This window comes from [Rhizobium] kunmingense (genome assembly GCF_977018605.1).
This window is the reverse complement of record NZ_CDRNXG010000002.1, coordinates 1-17,034: the sequence shown is the minus strand read 5'-3', so window position 1 is coordinate 17,034 and position 17,034 is coordinate 1. Positions and strand designations below refer to the sequence as shown.

Annotated in this window: 10 protein-coding genes, 3 tRNA genes, 3 rRNA genes and 2 pseudogenes; 6 read left to right on the top strand and 12 right to left on the bottom strand. The window is 56.8% G+C overall.

Annotated elements, in window-relative coordinates:
• Positions 1–48: 48 nt before the first annotated feature.
• The gene (locus AC0JZ4_RS18350; protein WP_471887950.1) at positions 49–1,269 is read left to right on the top strand and encodes an MFS transporter; all 1,221 of its coding nucleotides are present in this window, start codon (positions 49–51) and stop codon (positions 1,267–1,269) included.
• Between the two features lie 225 nt (positions 1,270–1,494).
• Here AC0JZ4_RS18350 and AC0JZ4_RS18345 read toward each other — a convergent pair whose 3' ends face one another.
• Complete coding sequence (locus AC0JZ4_RS18345; protein ID WP_471887949.1) at positions 1,495–1,890, bottom strand: MerR family transcriptional regulator; 396 nt, start codon at positions 1,888–1,890, stop codon at positions 1,495–1,497.
• A 42-nt stretch (positions 1,891–1,932) separates the two neighbouring features.
• Here AC0JZ4_RS18345 and AC0JZ4_RS18340 point away from each other — a divergent pair, with 42 nt between their 5' ends.
• The gene (locus AC0JZ4_RS18340; protein ID WP_471887948.1) at positions 1,933–2,943 is read left to right on the top strand and encodes an aldo/keto reductase; all 1,011 of its coding nucleotides are present in this window, start codon (positions 1,933–1,935) and stop codon (positions 2,941–2,943) included.
• 27 nt (positions 2,944–2,970) lie between these two features.
• Here the strand turns inward: AC0JZ4_RS18340 and AC0JZ4_RS18335 are convergent, their stop codons facing one another.
• Positions 2,971–3,849, bottom strand: a complete 879-nt coding sequence (locus AC0JZ4_RS18335) for a LysR substrate-binding domain-containing protein (protein WP_471887947.1) — start codon at positions 3,847–3,849, stop codon at positions 2,971–2,973.
• Between the two features lie 120 nt (positions 3,850–3,969).
• Here AC0JZ4_RS18335 and AC0JZ4_RS18330 point away from each other — a divergent pair, with 120 nt between their 5' ends.
• Both AC0JZ4_RS18330 and AC0JZ4_RS18325 read left to right on the top strand, forming a co-directional pair.
• Positions 3,970–4,674: an SDR family oxidoreductase gene (locus AC0JZ4_RS18330; protein WP_471887946.1), complete on the top strand. Its 705-nt coding sequence runs from the start codon at positions 3,970–3,972 to the stop codon at positions 4,672–4,674.
• A 65-nt stretch (positions 4,675–4,739) separates the two neighbouring features.
• Positions 4,740–5,105 carry a DUF1330 domain-containing protein gene (locus tag AC0JZ4_RS18325; protein ID WP_471887945.1) on the top strand — a complete coding sequence of 122 codons (366 nt, stop codon included), beginning with the start codon at positions 4,740–4,742 and terminating at the stop codon, positions 5,103–5,105.
• 34 nt (positions 5,106–5,139) lie between these two features.
• Here the strand turns inward: AC0JZ4_RS18325 and AC0JZ4_RS18320 are convergent, their stop codons facing one another.
• From AC0JZ4_RS18320 to AC0JZ4_RS18310, 3 genes are all read right to left on the bottom strand, one after another.
• Positions 5,140–6,264 carry a zinc-dependent alcohol dehydrogenase family protein gene (locus AC0JZ4_RS18320; protein ID WP_471887944.1) on the bottom strand — a complete coding sequence of 375 codons (1,125 nt, stop codon included), beginning with the start codon at positions 6,262–6,264 and terminating at the stop codon, positions 5,140–5,142.
• A 94-nt stretch (positions 6,265–6,358) separates the two neighbouring features.
• Positions 6,359–7,327 carry a flavin reductase gene (locus AC0JZ4_RS18315; protein WP_471887943.1) on the bottom strand — a complete coding sequence of 323 codons (969 nt, stop codon included), beginning with the start codon at positions 7,325–7,327 and terminating at the stop codon, positions 6,359–6,361.
• 81 nt (positions 7,328–7,408) lie between these two features.
• Positions 7,409–7,492 carry a DUF4387 family protein gene (locus AC0JZ4_RS18310; RefSeq protein WP_471889025.1) on the bottom strand — a complete coding sequence of 28 codons (84 nt, stop codon included), beginning with the start codon at positions 7,490–7,492 and terminating at the stop codon, positions 7,409–7,411.
• 24 nt (positions 7,493–7,516) lie between these two features.
• Between AC0JZ4_RS18310 and AC0JZ4_RS18305 the strand changes: the two are divergent.
• Positions 7,517–7,794, top strand: a pseudogene (locus tag AC0JZ4_RS18305) (type II toxin-antitoxin system VapC family toxin); the annotation flags it as partial.
• Positions 7,795–7,923: 129 nt separating this feature from the next.
• On the opposite strand, the gene AC0JZ4_RS18300 reads toward AC0JZ4_RS18305, so the two are convergent.
• Entirely contained in the window at positions 7,924–9,027 is a 1,104-nt protein-coding gene (locus AC0JZ4_RS18300) for a nucleotidyltransferase family protein (RefSeq protein ID WP_471887942.1), read from the bottom strand.
• 466 nt (positions 9,028–9,493) lie between these two features.
• Here AC0JZ4_RS18300 and AC0JZ4_RS18295 point away from each other — a divergent pair.
• Positions 9,494–10,583 (top strand): annotated as a pseudogene (locus AC0JZ4_RS18295) (IS3 family transposase).
• A gap of 308 nt (positions 10,584–10,891) precedes the next feature.
• Here the strand turns inward: AC0JZ4_RS18295 and AC0JZ4_RS18290 are convergent.
• The 6 genes from AC0JZ4_RS18290 to AC0JZ4_RS18265 all read right to left on the bottom strand — a co-directional run bounded on the left by AC0JZ4_RS18290 (position 10,892) and on the right by AC0JZ4_RS18265 (position 16,808).
• Positions 10,892–10,968: transfer RNA gene (locus AC0JZ4_RS18290), tRNA-Met, on the bottom strand.
• A gap of 252 nt (positions 10,969–11,220) precedes the next feature.
• Positions 11,221–11,335, bottom strand: a 5S ribosomal RNA gene (gene rrf, locus AC0JZ4_RS18285).
• Between the two features lie 111 nt (positions 11,336–11,446).
• Positions 11,447–14,245 (bottom strand): 23S ribosomal RNA (locus AC0JZ4_RS18280).
• 517 nt (positions 14,246–14,762) lie between these two features.
• A tRNA-Ala gene (locus AC0JZ4_RS18275) sits at positions 14,763–14,838 on the bottom strand.
• Between the two features lie 75 nt (positions 14,839–14,913).
• Positions 14,914–14,990 (bottom strand) — tRNA-Ile (locus tag AC0JZ4_RS18270).
• A 335-nt stretch (positions 14,991–15,325) separates the two neighbouring features.
• Positions 15,326–16,808 (bottom strand): 16S ribosomal RNA (locus tag AC0JZ4_RS18265).
• The 16S, 23S and 5S rRNA genes sit together here with 3 tRNA genes alongside, the layout of an rRNA operon.
• Positions 16,809–17,034: the final 226 nt, after the last annotated feature.

Below are 17,034 nucleotides of genomic sequence, written 5' to 3'. Positions count from 1 at the left end.
ACGCCATCCTCTAGTAACCAGCCCCACAACAACAACTGGAATGCCTCAATGAAACCTGCCCATTGGTGCCTGATTGCCAGCCTCTACGTGACGCAGTTCCTGCCTGTCGCCTTTTTCTTCATGGGGCTTCCGGCAATCCTGCGCAGCGAGGGCCGATCGCTGGAGGAGATCGGCGCGCTCTATCTTCTGGGCTTTGTCTGGGTGCTTAAGGTGTTCTGGGCGCCCGCCGTGGACAGGTTTTCGTTTTCGCAGCTGGGCCGTTACCGAGGATGGCTGATCATCACGCAAAGCGTGATGATCGTGCTGCTTCTGGTGATCGGCCAGATAGGCGGCAACGATAATCTGAGCCAGCTTATTGTCCTGAGCCTTCTGCTGACCCTATTCGCCGCAACTCAGGACATCGCCACCGATGCGCTGACGATCAAGCTTCTGCCGCCTGACAAGCGCAGCTGGGGCAATAGCGTTCAGGTCGCCGGCGGTCTGATCGGCATCATGCTCGGCGGCGGCGCGACGCTGATGATTTTCGAGCAGGTGGGCTGGCAGGCATGTTTCATGCTGATGGCAGCGCTGCTCGGCATCGCCCTCATCCAGGTCTTCATGTTGACGGAACCCGACGATGAAGACCTGAAAATCGGGTCGATCGGCTATTCCCAGCTTTGGCGCTTCTGGAGAAAGCCCGGAACCGGTCGGTGGATCGTCACCATGCTGACATTGCCCATCGGGATCGGCATGACCTTCGGCCTGCTCACCCCCATGCTGGTCGATATCGGGTGGTCCACCGACGAAGTGGGCTTCACCATCAACATCGCCGGATCGCTCGTAGGCCTCGGCGCTGTATTTGTCATGGGCTGGCTTGTCCAACGTTTCGGCCGGCGCCGGATGATCATCGCCGCAGCCTTTGCCCAAGCCGCCGCAATCCTTGCAATAATGCCGTTGGCAACCGGCTCCGGCTCGACATCTCAGATTTTGCCGGGCCTTCTGGCGGTCTTCCTCATTTATAATCCGCTGGCGACCGTGATGATGACCGTGATGATGGACAGATGCGATCCCAACTCGGCGGGAACGGACTTCACTGCCCAATACAGCCTCTACAGCTTTGTCGGCTTTGCCTCGGGGGCACTGGCACTCAACCTTGCGGCGTCATTTGGCTATATCGGCGTTATCGCTCTGGCTGCGACAACCTCCACGCTCGCAGGCGGGATCGCCTTCCTCTTCTTTTCCCCCAGGAACGAAAGCCCCCGGACGACGCAGCTACAACATACCAGCTGAACTGATCAAAAAGACAGGCCACACGCTTTCAATGGAAACCAGGGCAGCTGCCGATGACGAGTGCCCGCACCCATTGAAACCTCACGCCCGAGCAGGCTTGCCTGGATCGGCGGCACTCAACTGACTTCCGGCCGCCTATCAGCAACCTTTGAAGCACAGGCGAGCAGGGCTCGCATACGAAAAGCCGATCTTAGAAGAACATGGACGGGAAGAATTTCGATCCGGTCAGCACTGATAATCTTCAAGGCGCGGCGCATCATCCGGCTTGCCGGCCTTGATCCAGCCCACCTTGCCGCGAAGGAAGGACAGTGCCGCACTCAGCGCGGCCTGTCTTTCTTCCAGCCTTTCGATCTGCATCCTCAAAACCTCTATCGTGCGTTCCGGCGAATGCGCCCCGGCGCGATATTCATCGTTAAGTGCCAGGATCTCCGCCAACGAATATCCAAGCGTCTGCTGGAGGCGGATCATTCGTGCCGTCGTGACGTCATCGGGATTGAACATCTGGTATGGGTTCGAGCCGCCCTTGGTGCTGCGCTCAGGCTTCAGCAGCCCTTTGGTGATGTAGAAGCGGATCGTATCGATCGGAAGCCCGGTCGCTTTTGCAAATTCCGAAATCAGCATTCTCTATCCTTGACCATGGACTGCACTCAATACTTATAAGGCATGCTTGTCGAAATATGGAGACGCGATATGACAAGCCGGATGACTAGCATGCCTCAAGTCCAGCTCGGCCGGGATGGCCCTCTGATCGGCGCCCAAGGACTGGGATGCATGGGAATGAGCGAATTTTACGGAGAAACGGACGAGGTCGAAACCCGCGCAACACTCGGACAAGCCCTCGAGTTCGGCGTGACGATGTTCGATACTGCCGACATGTATGGTGTCGGCGCGAACGAGGAATTTCTTGCGCCTTTCATTACAGCCAACCGCGACAGGGTCGTCATCGCGACGAAGTTCGGCTACACGCGCAGCCCGGAAAATCCCAACGACTGGAATATCGACAACCGTCCGGAGTTCATCCGCGCTGCTGTCGATCGCTCGCTCAAGCGGCTCGGTGTCGATATGATCGACCTCTATTACATGCACCGTCGGATCGACGCCGTGCCCCTCGAAGAGTCCGTCGGGGCGATGACAGACTTGGTGGCGGCGGGAAAAGTGAAATGGCTCGGTCTTTCGGCGGTCAGCGCATCGGAATTACGAGCCGCGCACGCCATTCATCCGATTGCGGCGCTGCAATCGGAATGGTCGATTTTCACGCGCGACATAGAAGGGAATGTGGTGCCGGCGGCAGCAGAACTTGGCGTGACGATGGTGCCCTATTCGCCGCTCGGTCGCGGAATGCTGACCGGGCAGGCATTTGCGGGCGCATTGACCGGTAACGACGCACGTCAGAATTTCCCCCGTTTCTCCGCGGAAAACCGCGAAGCGAACATGCGGCTGGTCGCCAGGATCGAAGACCTCGCGTCTGCCAAAGGCATTACGCCGGCCCAGCTTGCACTTGCATGGCTCTATACCCAGTCCCGAAGGCTGAATGTGAAAACCGTTCCCATTCCGGGCACGCGGAAACGAAGCCGCCTGCAGGAAAACGTCAGCGCAGCGGCAATCACGCTGACGGAGCAGGACATGGCAGCGTTGGATCCGCTGGCTGATGCAGTGCGGGGTATCGCGATCTGATCTCGGCCTGGAGCCTGGGCATGCGGCTCATGTCTCGGCTGTGATCCAGATCCGAACCGCATCGAGCGCGTCCGACTTCCGATAGCGTGGCCACACCAGATAGAAGTCGGACGGCCCACGCAGGGCCCCGTCGAGCGCGCGCACGAGACGCCCGTCGACGAGGTCGCGCGCGACAAAATCACGGTTGGCAAGAACGATGCCCTGCCCGGCGATCGCGGCCTCTATCGCGTGCGATGTCTGGCTGAAACTGATCCCCCTGAACGTCGTCTGTTCGCGACGGCCAAATTGCAATTCCACGAATTCGGGCCAGAAATTGTGCGCGTCATGGAGAAGCGTATAAAGGGCGAGTTGCTCGGCAGTGCCGGGTGCGCCCAGATCCGAAAGCAGGTGAGGACTACAGACTGCGATGATTTCCTGCTCGAATAGCAGCTGATGCGCCAGTCCAGGTCCGAACGGAGGGCGACCGTATCGAACCGCAAGATCGACACCATCCAGCTGGAAGTTCGATACCCGGTCCGTCGCCAGAATATGAAGATCGAGCTTCGGATGTCGAGCCGTGAAATCGGGCAGTTTCGGGATCAGCCATTTGGACGCAAACGTCGGCGTCGTGCTGATCGTCAGTTTCACAGGCTGCGGCCGAAGCTCCGTGGTCGCCTGCGAGATGATTTCGAGGGCGCGCCGGATATCCGCAATGTAGCTCCGCCCTTCACCTGTCAGCGCCAGCGTTCGTGGCAGGCGTTCGAACAATGCGACGCCGAGCTCCGCCTCCAGCCCGCGAACCTGCTGGGCGACCGCACCCTGCGTCACCCCAAGCTCTTCGGCGGCAAGCCGGAAATTGAGATGCCGCGCCGCGGCTTCGAAAGCCTTGAGGCCGTTGAGCGACGGGAGTCTGCCTAATACGTCCATGATACGATAGTTTTTCTACTGAGATAGGTGACGAGAACTCTCTCGTTCCCATTGAGAAATAACGATACCGTCGTGTTGGAAATTCGGCAATCGGATGTCGCGGAAGAAAAGGGACTGTCAATGACTGTAGAAAAAGTTGCAATCATCACCGCGGGCGGCAGTGGCATGGGGGCGGCAGCGGCTCGACGTCTGGCCGCCGATGGCTTCAAGGTGGCTATCCTCTCGTCGTCCGGTAAAGGCGAAGCGCTTGCCGGGGAACTTGGCGGCATAGGGGTCACGGGCTCCAACCAGTCCAACGACGACCTCAAGCGACTGGTCGACACCACGATGGAGAAATGGGGTCGCGTCGACGCTCTGGTCAACAGCGCCGGCCATGGCCCTCGCGCCCAGATCGTCGAGATCACCGACGAACAGTGGCACACCGGCCTCGACGTCTACCTGATGAACGTCATCCGCCCCGTACGGCTGGTCACGCCAATCATGCAGGCTCAGAAGTCCGGTGCGATCGTCAACATCTCCACCGCCTGGGCATTCGAACCATCCTCGATGTTCCCGACCTCCGCGGTATTCCGCGCCGGGCTTGCTGCCTATTCCAAGATCTATGCCGATACCTATGCCGGTGAAGGCATCCGCCTCAACAACGTGCTGCCGGGCTGGATCGACAGTCTGCCGTCGACGGAAGAGCGCCGCGACAGCGTCCCGATGAAACGCTACGGCACCAGTGCGGAAGTGGCGGCCACCATCTCCTTCCTCGTCTCGGAAGGCGCCGGCTACATTACCGGCCAGAATCTGCGGGTAGATGGCGGCATTACTCGATCTGTGTGATCTGGAACAAGACAGACCGCGGTCCCGTCACCCTGAGAGGGACCGCTTCAACACGGGGAAACAGGATGTCGGGTTACTGGATTGTCAGAGGTGGCGAGGTTACGGATAACGAGGCACTCAAAGCCTACAACGATATCTTCGCAAGCATCGCGAAGCGCTACGGCGCCGAGATCATCGCGGGCCGCGGCCGGGTGGCGACGGTCGAAGGAGAAAAATTCCCGCGCCAGTTCATTCTGCGGTTTGAAAGCTACGAGACGGCAAGAGCATGTTATGAGGACCCCGATTACCTGGCCTCGCTCCCGCTGGCCGCGAGGGCCTATTCTCGGGAAGTTTCAATTTTTGAGGGGGTCATAGGAGCGCGGCACGAGACCGGCTGTGCTGCAGTATTTCCCCGCGTAAGACGTTGGTCGCGGGACGACCTGAGCGCATGATGCGCTTGTACAATTTGGCCGAGAGAAACGACCTTCACATCTCGACCACCAACCTGATGACCTCTCCCCTGTGCAGCCGGTCGAAGCCCTCATTGATCTCATCCAGCCCGATCGTACCACTCAAGAGCCTGTTCACCGGCAGACGGCCCGCCTTGTAAAGCGCCGCAAAGCGAGGAATGTCACGAACGGGCACGCAGGTGCCGATATAGCTGCCCTTCACCGTCCGCTCTTCCGCGACGAGGCTGACGATATTGAGCGGCATCGCGGCGGTTGGTGCAGGCAAGCCTGCCGTCACCGTCGTGCCGCCACGCCGGGTCATTTTGTAGGCGGTCTCCAGCGCCTTTTCCGAACCGGCGAATTCGAAGGCGAAATCGGCACCGCCATCGGTGAGTTGCCGAACCTGCTCAATGGCGTCCGCATCCCGAGCATTGACGGTCGCGGTCGCGCCAAGTTCGCGGGCGATCGCCAGCTTGTCGTCCGATAGATCGACGGCAATCACCTGCGCCGCACCGGCCGAGATCGCCCCGATAAGAGCTGCCAGACCGACACCACCGAGGCCGATCACCACGGTTGTCTGCCCCGCCTGCACCTTGGCCGTATTCACCACCGCACCGACCCCCGTCAGCACCGCGCAGCCGAAAAGCGCAGCTTCATTAAACGGCAGATCCTTGTCGACCCTGACGATCGAGCGGCGGGAGACGACCGCGTGTTCGGCAAAGGCCGAGCAGCCGATATGGTGATGCACCGCTTCGCCACGGTATCGAAGTCGGATGGCGCCGGAAAGCAGTGTGCCCCGGCCATTGGCAGCCGCCCCCGGCTCGCAGAGCGCCGGACGGCCTTCAGCACAGGGCAGGCAATGGCCGCAGCTCGGCACGAAAGTCAGCACGACATGATCGCCGACATCGAGATCATCGACCCCTTCGCCGAGCTCGATCACCTCGCCCGCCGCTTCATGGCCGATCGCCATCGGCATCGGCCGTGGCCGGCTGCCGTTGATGACGGAAAGATCCGAGTGGCAGAGCCCCGCAGCCCGGATGCGCACCAGCACCTCTCCCGGCCCTGGCCGGCCCAGATCCAGTTCGGCAATCTCCAGCGGCCTGCTTTCGAAATAAGGCATGCTGGCGCCCATTTCGCGCAGCGTCGCGGCTCTGATCTTCATGTCTCTCTCCCAAAATCCGCGCAGTCGCGGATCATCCCGAAAGCTCGCATCCGCAGCGGCGCCCATGCAAGCCTCATATCGTCCTATTTCGACGTCAAGCCGATCTTGCCACCTGCTGCCGCAAAGGCGGCCATCCGGTGTTGCTCGATGTCGCAAGCCGGTTCAGCAACTGCTTCAGCACCCAGACCTCGTTCTCATCGAGCAGCGCCAGGCATTCAGCTTCCGCCACCTTCAGCATGGCAACGATCTCGATCATCGCCTGTCGTCCGTCGGGCGCCAGATAGGCGCGCGGCGACCCACCGTCTTCCACCTTGATGAGCCCGAGCGATTGAAGCTTGACGATCGTTGCATCGGTAATTTCGTCACCCCGCGACCGGCCGATCTCGCGGATGTCGTCGAGCACGCGGCCATCTTCGTGACCGAGCAGCGTCAGCACCGCATAATCGGCGCCGCTCCAGCCGCGCCTGCGCCTCTCCACAACCGCATTCGACCGGATCTGATAGAAGACGCGTGAGATCTGGTAGATGAAATCGTCCGGCGAGAGACTGCTGTCGTTCTTCTCAAAAGAGGCGCTTTCGCCGACATGGCGGATCAGGCGACCATATTGCCCCCCATGAAAAACCAGCGGCGGCGTGCCGGAATGGGCAAAGCCGGTAATCTCGCCGACGAAGATGATATGATCGCCGCCCTCATATTGGTAAGCCGTACGGCATTCGAACCGGGCGGCACAGTCCTTCAGCAGCGGAATTCCATCCTCACCCCTCTCGACCGTCAGTCCCTCGAACTTGTCTTCCGTCTTGCTGGCGAACAGGCCGGAAATGTCGCTCTGTTCGGACGACAGGATATGGACGGCGAAATGTTTCGCCTGCCGGTAATCCTCGAAACTGGAGGACGTCTTCGACAGGCTCCACAGGATCATCGGCGGGTCGAGCGATACGGAACTGAAACTGTTTGCCGTGCGACCCACCTCCCTGCCATCCGCAGCAAGGGTGGTGACGACGGTGACGCCGGTGGCGAAGGAGCCGAGGGCATTGCGCAGGATCCGCTGTGCATCTGTGGTCATGTTTTCCTCCCTGGATCGTCTTGTATGGGCGACAGGGTTTCCGGCTCCCGTCGGAAAACCCTCTCGCTTGGCGGATTGGAATTAGAGCGGGATATCGACATCCAGCAGAGGCGCATGCTGTTGCGCGCCATAGACGTCGGTATCGCCGATGTCGCCGGCGGGCACCGCCCGCGGGAAGGTCGCCTTGAAGGCAGCGGCCGTCTGGGTAGTTTGCGAGAACGGGATGCTATCTTATCGTTTCTCGCAGCTCAGCGATAAACGATAAGATAGCATCCCATGTAGAGGTGATGACTGTGATTGAACGCCAATCGATATTCAGCATGGGGATTGGTTACACTGACGCACACCTATTGACTTCTACACTCCTGGACCAGCGGTGCAGCTTGTGGACGAGAGATAAACGCCTAGCCACCGCAGCAAAAAAAGTCGGTGCGAAGGTTCATCTACCTGTCCAAATCCCTCATTAGCGACGAAAAGACGTGTTTTCCCAGCTTCACTGCGCTATCGATGTGACTTGAATCTACGCCAAGCTGGCTGAATCCCCAAAGTCTTGAAGCTTATGCGCGATTTTGGATCCGTAAACCCGTAACCGAATTCTAAGCCCCTAAAGGGATGTCCTCCGGCGGGTTTAAGCCGATCTCGATATTGCCCTGTCTCCTGATGCGTTTTAGCGCACCTTGACCTTCTACAGACAGCATGCTGTTTGCAGCTTTCCGAAGAGCCTCCTGCCACGCCGGCCCACGTTGCCACGCTTCCTCAAACGCAATCGCAAAATCGGACGCTCTGCGGGTCTCATAAAGAGCTTCGAAAAGGATCTCGGCCTGACGTATATCTTTGTCGCGTTTAACCGCACTCAGCCCGTCCGTTCTTCGTCTCGTGGCCACGATCATTTTATGCACCGCATATCGGGCAGGGTCTGGAACAGTTACTGGGACGCCGCTCTTGTGCAGCAGAATCGTTCGTAATGGATCTCTGATCAAGAAATCGAGAAACCGGAGTGGATCCGCACTCGCGCCACCAAGAGCGGGCATGCTTGCGGGTTGGTCGATGTAGTCATTAGATCCCCGGTTCGAAGTTAGGAATTCTACACGATATCCCGTAGCATTCTGGAAGGCGGACGAGGCAATCGAACCTGATCGGTGGGGGACCGGCCGAAAACTTGGATCAACGTTCTGAAGGAGAACAACGATGGGAGGAAGCGTGTCTTCAACCTCGCGAGAGATGGCGTAATCCTGGGCGATATCGGCATCGCCGGTCAGAATTGCCGCCGCTGGCAATCGAACGCCGAGCAAGCCTGCATAGGTTTGGAACGCGACTGTGCCGATGAGCACACCACGGAGCCGGAATAGGCCGCCGGATGCGAGCGCTTCCACGATCGCTCCTGACATCGTATCCGGTGCAATCATCCCGCCTTCACGAGTGAGACTGCTTACTATCCGCCGCCGTGCTATAAGATCATGTTTCTGCCGCTGATGTGTCTCGACGCGGCGCGTGATCTCACCATCTTCTGCAGGACCGACATAGCGCCGGGATTTACCACCAGAACCATCGGGGATGTCGAAGTACCAGTAGCTTTTTTCCTTGACCACCACGCGCTGAAAGCGGCCTTCTGGTGAAAAGTCAGCGGTCCAGGCGGCGTCCATTGACCGTTGTCCCAGCTCCGCCAGCATTGTCTGATAGACGAGATCGATCTTTTTCATCTTGATCCCAACACGAGTTATACCTTTTTAGAATTACGGTATATCAGACTCACCTCCTCTGCGAAAGAGCAGAGACATCACCCTATGCATCGACCAACGCACAAGCGTTCCACAATCTCCAAGCGAGAAGCATAAAGGAGATCGTCAAATCGGCTGTCTCTGCACGGTCATAAATCTGATACATCCTTTCTTGAAGCTCGCCTCCTATTCCCGCTCGCCCTCGGCATTAACGCCGAGAAAAACGGAATGAGCATGACCAAGAACGACATTGCATCACGTCATTTTCAGCGAAAGACATCCGAATTCTGCGAGCTGCGTATTGCGCCAATCGCATCCAGGAGAATATCCTGGCCTTACTTGGTCAGCTCGATCATCTACCGGAAACCGCCACCCCTCCTGAATGGTGACCTGCCACTGAGAATTTCCTCCAGGATGGATTAGAGTCCGGCCCATTGAGGACGGACTTATGAAGAAGCAGCGATTTACGGACGGGCAGATCATTGGGGTGCTGAAGGAACAGGAGGCCGGAGCCAAAGCGGCTGATCTTTGCCGTAGGCACAGGATTTCCGAGGCGACCTTTTACAACTGGAAAGCCAAATACGGCGGCATGGAAGTGTCTGAGGCCAAGCGTCTGAAGGCGCTGGAGGATGAGAACGCCAAGCTGAAGAAGCTGCTCGCCGAACAGATGCCGGACACAGCCGCACTCCGCGAGCTTCTTTCAAAAAAATGGTAGGGCCTGCCGCCAAGCGTGACGCCGTCGTGCACCTGAAGGCCATCATCGGCCTTTCAGAGCGGCGGGCCTGCCAGATCGTATCCGCAGACCGAAAGACGATCCGCTATCGATCCTCGCGACCGCCTGAGGTCGAGTTGCGAGCGAAGCTGCGCGATCTGGCCAATGAGCGCCGCCGGTTTGGCTATCGTCGATTGTTCATCTTGCCTCGACGAGATGGAGAGCCGTCCGGTGTCAATCGCATCTACCGTCCCTATCGCGAGGAAGGTCTCTGCGCGCGCAAGCGGAAAGCCAGGCGTCGTGCTGTCGGCACGCGTGCGCCAATCCTCGTCGAAGCCAAGGCCAATGCCCGCTGGTCACTGGATTTCGTCCACGATCAGTTCGCCTGCGGCAGGCGCTTCCGTACACTCAATGTGGTCGACGACGTCACGCGAGAATGCCTGGCGGCGATACCGGACACATCGATATCAGGACGGCGTGTCGCGCGAGAACTGACGACACTGATCGAACGACGGGGGAAGCCCGGCATGATTGTCTCGGACAATGGGACCGAACTGACCTCGAATGCCATCCTTGCCTGGTCGAAGGATCAAAAGGTCCAGTGGCACTATATCGCGCCGGGAAAACCAATGCAAAACGGCTATGTGAGAGCTTCAACGGCCGCATGCGTGACGAGTTGCTCAACGAGAGCCTGTTTTTTGGCCTCGATCATGCCCGCAGCGCCATTGCGGAATGGACGGACGACTACAACAATTTCCGGCCGCATTCATCGCTCGGATACCAGATCCCGGCAGACTATGCCGGGATAATTGCCGCAGCCGGATGAAACTTCAGTGACAGGTCAAGCTTTCGCCAGGGAACGCGGCTGGAAGCTCGTCGCGACCTATTCCGAAGCTGCGATCAGCGGCACGAGCTACCAGCTCCGCCCCGGCATCCAGAGCCTCATCTGAACCGCCGCCTCGACGGCGGATCGAGATCGGAATCGAACTGAAGGCGACCATGACCGCCCATCGGCGATGGCTCGATGGGAAACGACCGGGCAGGTTCCAGGCAGATCCGATTTCCAAAGCGGCTTTATCCGGCCTCGATCTGGATCCGGGAAGCATTTCTTCGTTGATTTATTTTTGGGAATATTGGTTGCGGGGGCAGGATTTGAACCTGCGGCCTTCAGGTTATGAGCCTGACGAGCTACCGGGCTGCTCCACCCCGCGTTGAGCGCAAGCCTTTTGCTTGCGCGGTAGCGTCACAGCTGTGCTGTGATGCTTTGTGCCGGAGCAAAACCTTTGGGTTTTGTCTCCTGTAAGGAGGGCACCGGCCTGAGCCTGTGGTTCCATCCTTATTCGGTATTGTCCTGCAAACGACGAAGGGTCGCTTTGGGCGACCCTTTGGTATTGGCCAGGGGCCGTTTGTTTTCGTTATGAGAAGATTGTTTTCCATCTTGCGATGGACATTGCCTTTAGAAGACCTGGCAGCGACCTACTCTCCCGCGTCTTAAGACGGAGTACCATTGGCGCTGGGGCGTTTCACGGCCGTGTTCGGAATGGGAACGGGTGCGGCCGCCCCGCCATGACCACCAGGTCATCTAAGGGCAATGTGAAGAGAAGCTGGTTCACTCTTTGAGTGATTGATTTGAACACGTCTTTGTCTCACGGCCTGCGTTTGCAGGCGGATGAGCATTGATCAATGGGAACGATTAAGCCAATCGGGCTATTAGTAAGGCTAAGCTTCATGCATTACTGCACGTCCACACGCCTCCTATCAACGTGGTCGTCTACCACGGCCCTGATAGGGAATACTCGTTTTCAGGTTGGTTTCCCGCTTAGATGCCTTCAGCGGTTATCCATTCCATATATAGCTACCCTGCTATGCCGTTGGCACGACAACAGGTCCACCAGAGATATGTCCATCCCGGTCCTCTCGTACTAGGGACAGATCCTGTCAATATTCCTACACCCACGGCAGATAGGGACCGAACTGTCTCACGACGTTCTGAACCCAGCTCACGTACCGCTTTAATTGGCGAACAGCCAAACCCTTGGGACCTGCTCCAGCCCCAGGATGCGATGAGCCGACATCGAGGTGCCAAACAACCCCGTCGATATGGACTCTTGGGGGTCATCAGCCTGTTATCCCCGGCGTACCTTTTATCCGTTGAGCGATGGCCCTTCCACGCGGGACCACCGGATCACTATGACCGACTTTCGTCTCTGCTCGACTTGTCAGTCTCGCAGTCAGGCGGGCTTATGCCATTGCACTCGACGACCGATTTCCGACCGGTCTGAGCCCACCATCGCGCGCCTCCGTTACTCTTTCGGAGGCGACCGCCCCAGTCAAACTACCCACCATACACTGTCCCGGATCCGGATGACGGACCGCGGTTAGACATCCATGACGATAAGGGTGGTATTTCAAGGATGGCTCCACGAAGACTGGCGTCCCCGCTTCAAAGCCTACCACCTATCCTACACATGCCGACACGAATGCCAGTGTAAAGCTATAGTAAAGGTGCACGGGGTCTTTCCGTCTAACCGCAGGAACCCCGCATCTTCACGGGGAATTCAATTTCACTGAGTCTATGCTGGAGACAGCGGGGAAGTCGTTACGCCATTCGTGCAGGTCGGAACTTACCCGACAAGGAATTTCGCTACCTTAGGACCGTTATAGTTACGGCCGCCGTTTACTGGGGCTTCAATTCAAAGCTTGCACCTCTCCTTTTAACCTTCCAGCACCGGGCAGGCGTCAGACCCTATACGTCGTCTTTCGACTTCGCAGAGCCCTGTGTTTTTGATAAACAGTCGCTACCCCCTGGTCTGTGCCACCCTCTTCCACTTGCGTAAAAGAGGGTCACGCTTCTTCCGAAGTTACGCGTGCAATTTGCCGAGTTCCTTCAGCATAGTTCTCTCAAGCGCCTTGGTATACTCTACCTGACCACCTGTGTCGGTTTCGGGTACGGTCTATACGGTGGAGCTATTTCCTGGAACCGCTTCCCTGCAAGATCAATCCAATAAGACCTTACAAGTTACGCAATCCGTCACTACCACCAGGCCCACGAATATTAACGTGGTTCCCATCACCTACGCATTTCTGCCTCAGCTTAGGGGCCGGCTAACCCTGCTCAGATTAACTTTAAGCAGGAACCCTTGGTCTTTCGGCGAGGGGGTCTCTCACCCCCTTTGTCGTTACTCATGTCAACATTCGCACTTCCGATATCTCCAGGGGCCCTCACGGGTCCCCCTTCACAGACTTACGGAACGCTCCGCTACCACACATCTTACGATGTATCCTCAGCTTCGGTGCATGGCTTTAGCCCCGTTACATTTTCGGCGCAAAGACCCTTATTTAGACCAGTGAGCTGTTACGCTTTCTTTAAATGATGGCTGCTTCTAAGCCAACATCCTGGTTGTTTTGGGATCCTCACATCCTTTCCCACTTAGCCATGACTTGGGGACCTTAGCTGGAGGTCAGGGTTGTTGCCCTCTTCACGACGGACGTTAGCACCCGCCGTGTGTCTGCCGATTAGTACTCCCAGGTATTCGGAGTTTGGTTAGGATCAGTAAGACGGTGAGTCCCCATAGCCCATCCAGTGCTCTACCCCCTGGGGTATTCGATCGACGCTCTACCTAAATAGATTTCGCGGAGAACCAGCTATCTCCGAGTTTGATTGGCCTTTCACCCCTAGCCACAAGTCATCCCAATCTATTGCAACAGATGCGGGTTCGGTCCTCCAGTTGGTGTTACCCAACCTTCAACCTGCTCATGGCTAGATCACTCGGTTTCGGGTCTAATGCAACTAACTGAACGCCCTGTTCAGACTCGCTTTCGCTGCGCCTACACCTACCGGCTTAAGCTTGCTAGTTACACTAAGTCGTTGACCCATTATACAAAAGGTACGCCGTCAGGCTTGCGCCCTCCGACTGCTTGTAGGCATCCGGTTTCAGGTTCTATTTCACTCCCCTTGTCGGGGTGCTTTTCACCTTTCCCTCACGGTACTTGTTCGCTATCGGTCATGCACGAGTACTTAGGCTTGGAGAGTGGTCTCCCCATGTTCAGACAGGATTTCACGTGTCCCGCCCTACTCAAGGACAATGAGTGTTCTACGCTTACGGGGCTATCACCCACTATAGCCAGGCTTTCCAACCTGTTCAGCTTTATTCCTCATTGCCACTGGCCTGGTCCGCGTTCGCTCGCCACTACTTACGGAGTCTCGGTTGATGTCCTTTCCTTCAGGTACTTAGATGTTTCAGTTCCCTGAGTTCGCTTCTTACCCCTATGTATTCGAAGGTAAGATACCTTATAAACAATACCTAGAAACCTAAACCGTACCGAAGCACGGCTTAAACTTTCTAGGTATTTAAGGTGGGTTGCCCCATTCGGAGATCCATGGATCAAAGCTTATTCGCAGCTCCCCACAGCTTATCGCAGCGTATCACGTCCTTCTTCGCCTGTGCATGCCAAGGCATCCACCAAATGCCCTTACGACACTTAATCGTTCTCATTGCCAATGCTCATCAATATAGCCGCTCTGTTTCCAGAACGGCGGAAGGGCTACCTTTTACAACCCGACCTTCTCATGACGACATCGACGTGTTCTTGTTCGACAAGCCTGCTTTATCGGGGTCACGCCGAGCGACCCGCTTGCAGTCTTGTCTTAAGACCAGCTTCTCGAGATTAAATCCGGGTCCGTGCGGTTAGCAAACGGACATCAATAAGTCGTCAGAGATGCCATAACCCAAGGGTCAAAACACCAACAACGACCGACCAGAGTGACAAGCTTCCTATCTCCACCGATCCCTCTTTCGTGTCCGGCCGGCTAGGCCATCAACGACATCATAAGGATCAGCTTCAAACCCAGGCTTACCTTGCGGTAAATCCCAGACCTGGAAGCCTCCAGATCAATCTTCTCTTCACGATTTTTGCAGAACAGGCACACGACCAACAAGGTCAGTGCAAACTTGTATTTTCTTCAAAGGATATGTCTTCCACTCTCTCGACACCAAATGCGAATTGGTGGAGCTGAGCGGGATCGAACCGCTGACCCCCTGCTTGCAAAGCAGGTGCTCTCCCAGCTGAGCTACAGCCCCAACCATCGCAACACCCGATGACACCGCCACCAGGAGGATCAAGATCGAACAAACCAACCGCCTTAAAAAGGAGAATGGTGGGCCTGGGAAGACTTGAACTTCCGACCCCACGCTTATCAAGCGTGTGCTCTAACCAACTGAGCTACAGGCCCGATCTCTACGAACTCCACGTCAATGACGCTCGCCCATACAGGCCAGAGGCCGTCGCCAGTCGTCTGGCGCCCCGTCCGGAGGCGAGAGATCCAAGTCGATCGAAGATCGACGTTCGGATCGCGGCACCGCCGTGAGGACATATCCTAATGAAGAAAGAGAAACGTAGTCGGCGGTCTTCGCCATACCATCCGATGCTAAAAGCATTCCGTGGCGTATTACGTTTTCGATGGTCGCCTGACTGGCGCCATCTATGTTCTAAAAAGCACGGGAAGGTTCATCCTGAGGTGATCCGAAGATCAGGTCAGGCGTCTTACCAATTCCACAGCTTCCTTAGAAAGGAGGTGATCCAGCCGCAGGTTCCCCTACGGCTACCTTGTTACGACTTCACCCCAGTCGCTGACCCTACCGTGGTTAGCTGCCTCCTTGCGGTTAGCGCACTACCTTCGGGTAAAACCAACTCCCATGGTGTGACGGGCGGTGTGTACAAGGCCCGGGAACGTATTCACCGCGGCGTGCTGATCCGCGATTACTAGCGATTCCAACTTCATGCACTCGAGTTGCAGAGTGCAATCCGAACTGAGATGGCTTTTGGAGATTAGCTCGACCTCGCGGTCTCGCTGCCCACTGTCACCACCATTGTAGCACGTGTGTAGCCCAGCCCGTAAGGGCCATGAGGACTTGACGTCATCCCCACCTTCCTCTCGGCTTATCACCGGCAGTCCCCTTAGAGTGCCCAACTGAATGCTGGCAACTAAGGGCGAGGGTTGCGCTCGTTGCGGGACTTAACCCAACATCTCACGACACGAGCTGACGACAGCCATGCAGCACCTGTGTTCCGGTCCCCGAAGGGAACCCCAGATCTCTCTGGATAGCCGGACATGTCAAGGGCTGGTAAGGTTCTGCGCGTTGCTTCGAATTAAACCACATGCTCCACCGCTTGTGCGGGCCCCCGTCAATTCCTTTGAGTTTTAATCTTGCGACCGTACTCCCCAGGCGGAATGTTTAATGCGTTAGCTGCGCCACCGAACAGTAAACTGCCCGACGGCTAACATTCATCGTTTACGGCGTGGACTACCAGGGTATCTAATCCTGTTTGCTCCCCACGCTTTCGCACCTCAGCGTCAGTTATGGACCAGTAAGCCGCCTTCGCCACTGGTGTTCCTGCGAATATCTACGAATTTCACCTCTACACTCGCAATTCCACTTACCTCTTCCATACTCAAGATACCCAGTATCAAAGGCAGTTCCGCAGTTGAGCTGCGGGATTTCACCCCTGACTTAAATATCCGCCTACGTGCGCTTTACGCCCAGTAATTCCGAACAACGCTAGCCCCCTTCGTATTACCGCGGCTGCTGGCACGAAGTTAGCCGGGGCTTCTTCTCCGACTACCGTCATTATCTTCATCGGTGAAAGAGCTTTACAACCCTAAGGCCTTCATCACTCACGCGGCATGGCTGGATCAGGCTTGCGCCCATTGTCCAATATTCCCCACTGCTGCCTCCCGTAGGAGTTTGGGCCGTGTCTCAGTCCCAATGTGGCTGATCATCCTCTCAGACCAGCTATGGATCGTCGCCTTGGTAGGCCTTTACCCCACCAACTAGCTAATCCAACGCGGGCCAATCCTTCTCCGATAAATCTTTCCCCAAAAGGGCGTATACGGTATTAGCACAAGTTTCCCTGCGTTATTCCGTAGAAAAGGGTATGTTCCCACGTGTTACTCACCCGTCTGCCGCTGACCCCGAAGGGCCCGCTCGACTTGCATGTGTTAAGCCTGCCGCCAGCGTTCGTTCTGAGCCAGGATCAAACTCTCAAGTTGAGAATTCAATCATGACTGATCACTATGTTCTGAATCGACGAGAACTTTTTAAATGTACACCAATCGCATCGCTGCAATCGTTTCCATCGTTCTCTAATCAAAACGTGACCGTCATCTTGTCTTCTAAACAGACCGTTCCAAAACCCTAAAGCCCCGAAACAGCCCGCGAAAACCCGCCGACCACGTTTCTCTTTTCTTCTCATATTAAATTGTCAAATAACCGACG

Coding starts and splice junctions, on each gene's coding strand:
- AC0JZ4_RS18350 (WP_471887950.1), top strand. CDS start 49: ATGAAACCTGCCCATTGGTGCCTGATTGCCAGCCTCTACGTGACGCAG.
- AC0JZ4_RS18345 (WP_471887949.1), bottom strand. CDS start 1,890: ATGCTGATTTCGGAATTTGCAAAAGCGACCGGGCTTCCGATCGATACG.
- AC0JZ4_RS18340 (WP_471887948.1), top strand. CDS start 1,933: ATGCTTGTCGAAATATGGAGACGCGATATGACAAGCCGGATGACTAGC.
- AC0JZ4_RS18335 (WP_471887947.1), bottom strand. CDS start 3,849: ATGGACGTATTAGGCAGACTCCCGTCGCTCAACGGCCTCAAGGCTTTC.
- AC0JZ4_RS18330 (WP_471887946.1), top strand. CDS start 3,970: ATGACTGTAGAAAAAGTTGCAATCATCACCGCGGGCGGCAGTGGCATG.
- AC0JZ4_RS18325 (WP_471887945.1), top strand. CDS start 4,740: ATGTCGGGTTACTGGATTGTCAGAGGTGGCGAGGTTACGGATAACGAG.
- AC0JZ4_RS18320 (WP_471887944.1), bottom strand. CDS start 6,264: ATGAAGATCAGAGCCGCGACGCTGCGCGAAATGGGCGCCAGCATGCCT.
- AC0JZ4_RS18315 (WP_471887943.1), bottom strand. CDS start 7,327: ATGACCACAGATGCACAGCGGATCCTGCGCAATGCCCTCGGCTCCTTC.
- AC0JZ4_RS18300 (WP_471887942.1), bottom strand. CDS start 9,027: ATGAAAAAGATCGATCTCGTCTATCAGACAATGCTGGCGGAGCTGGGA.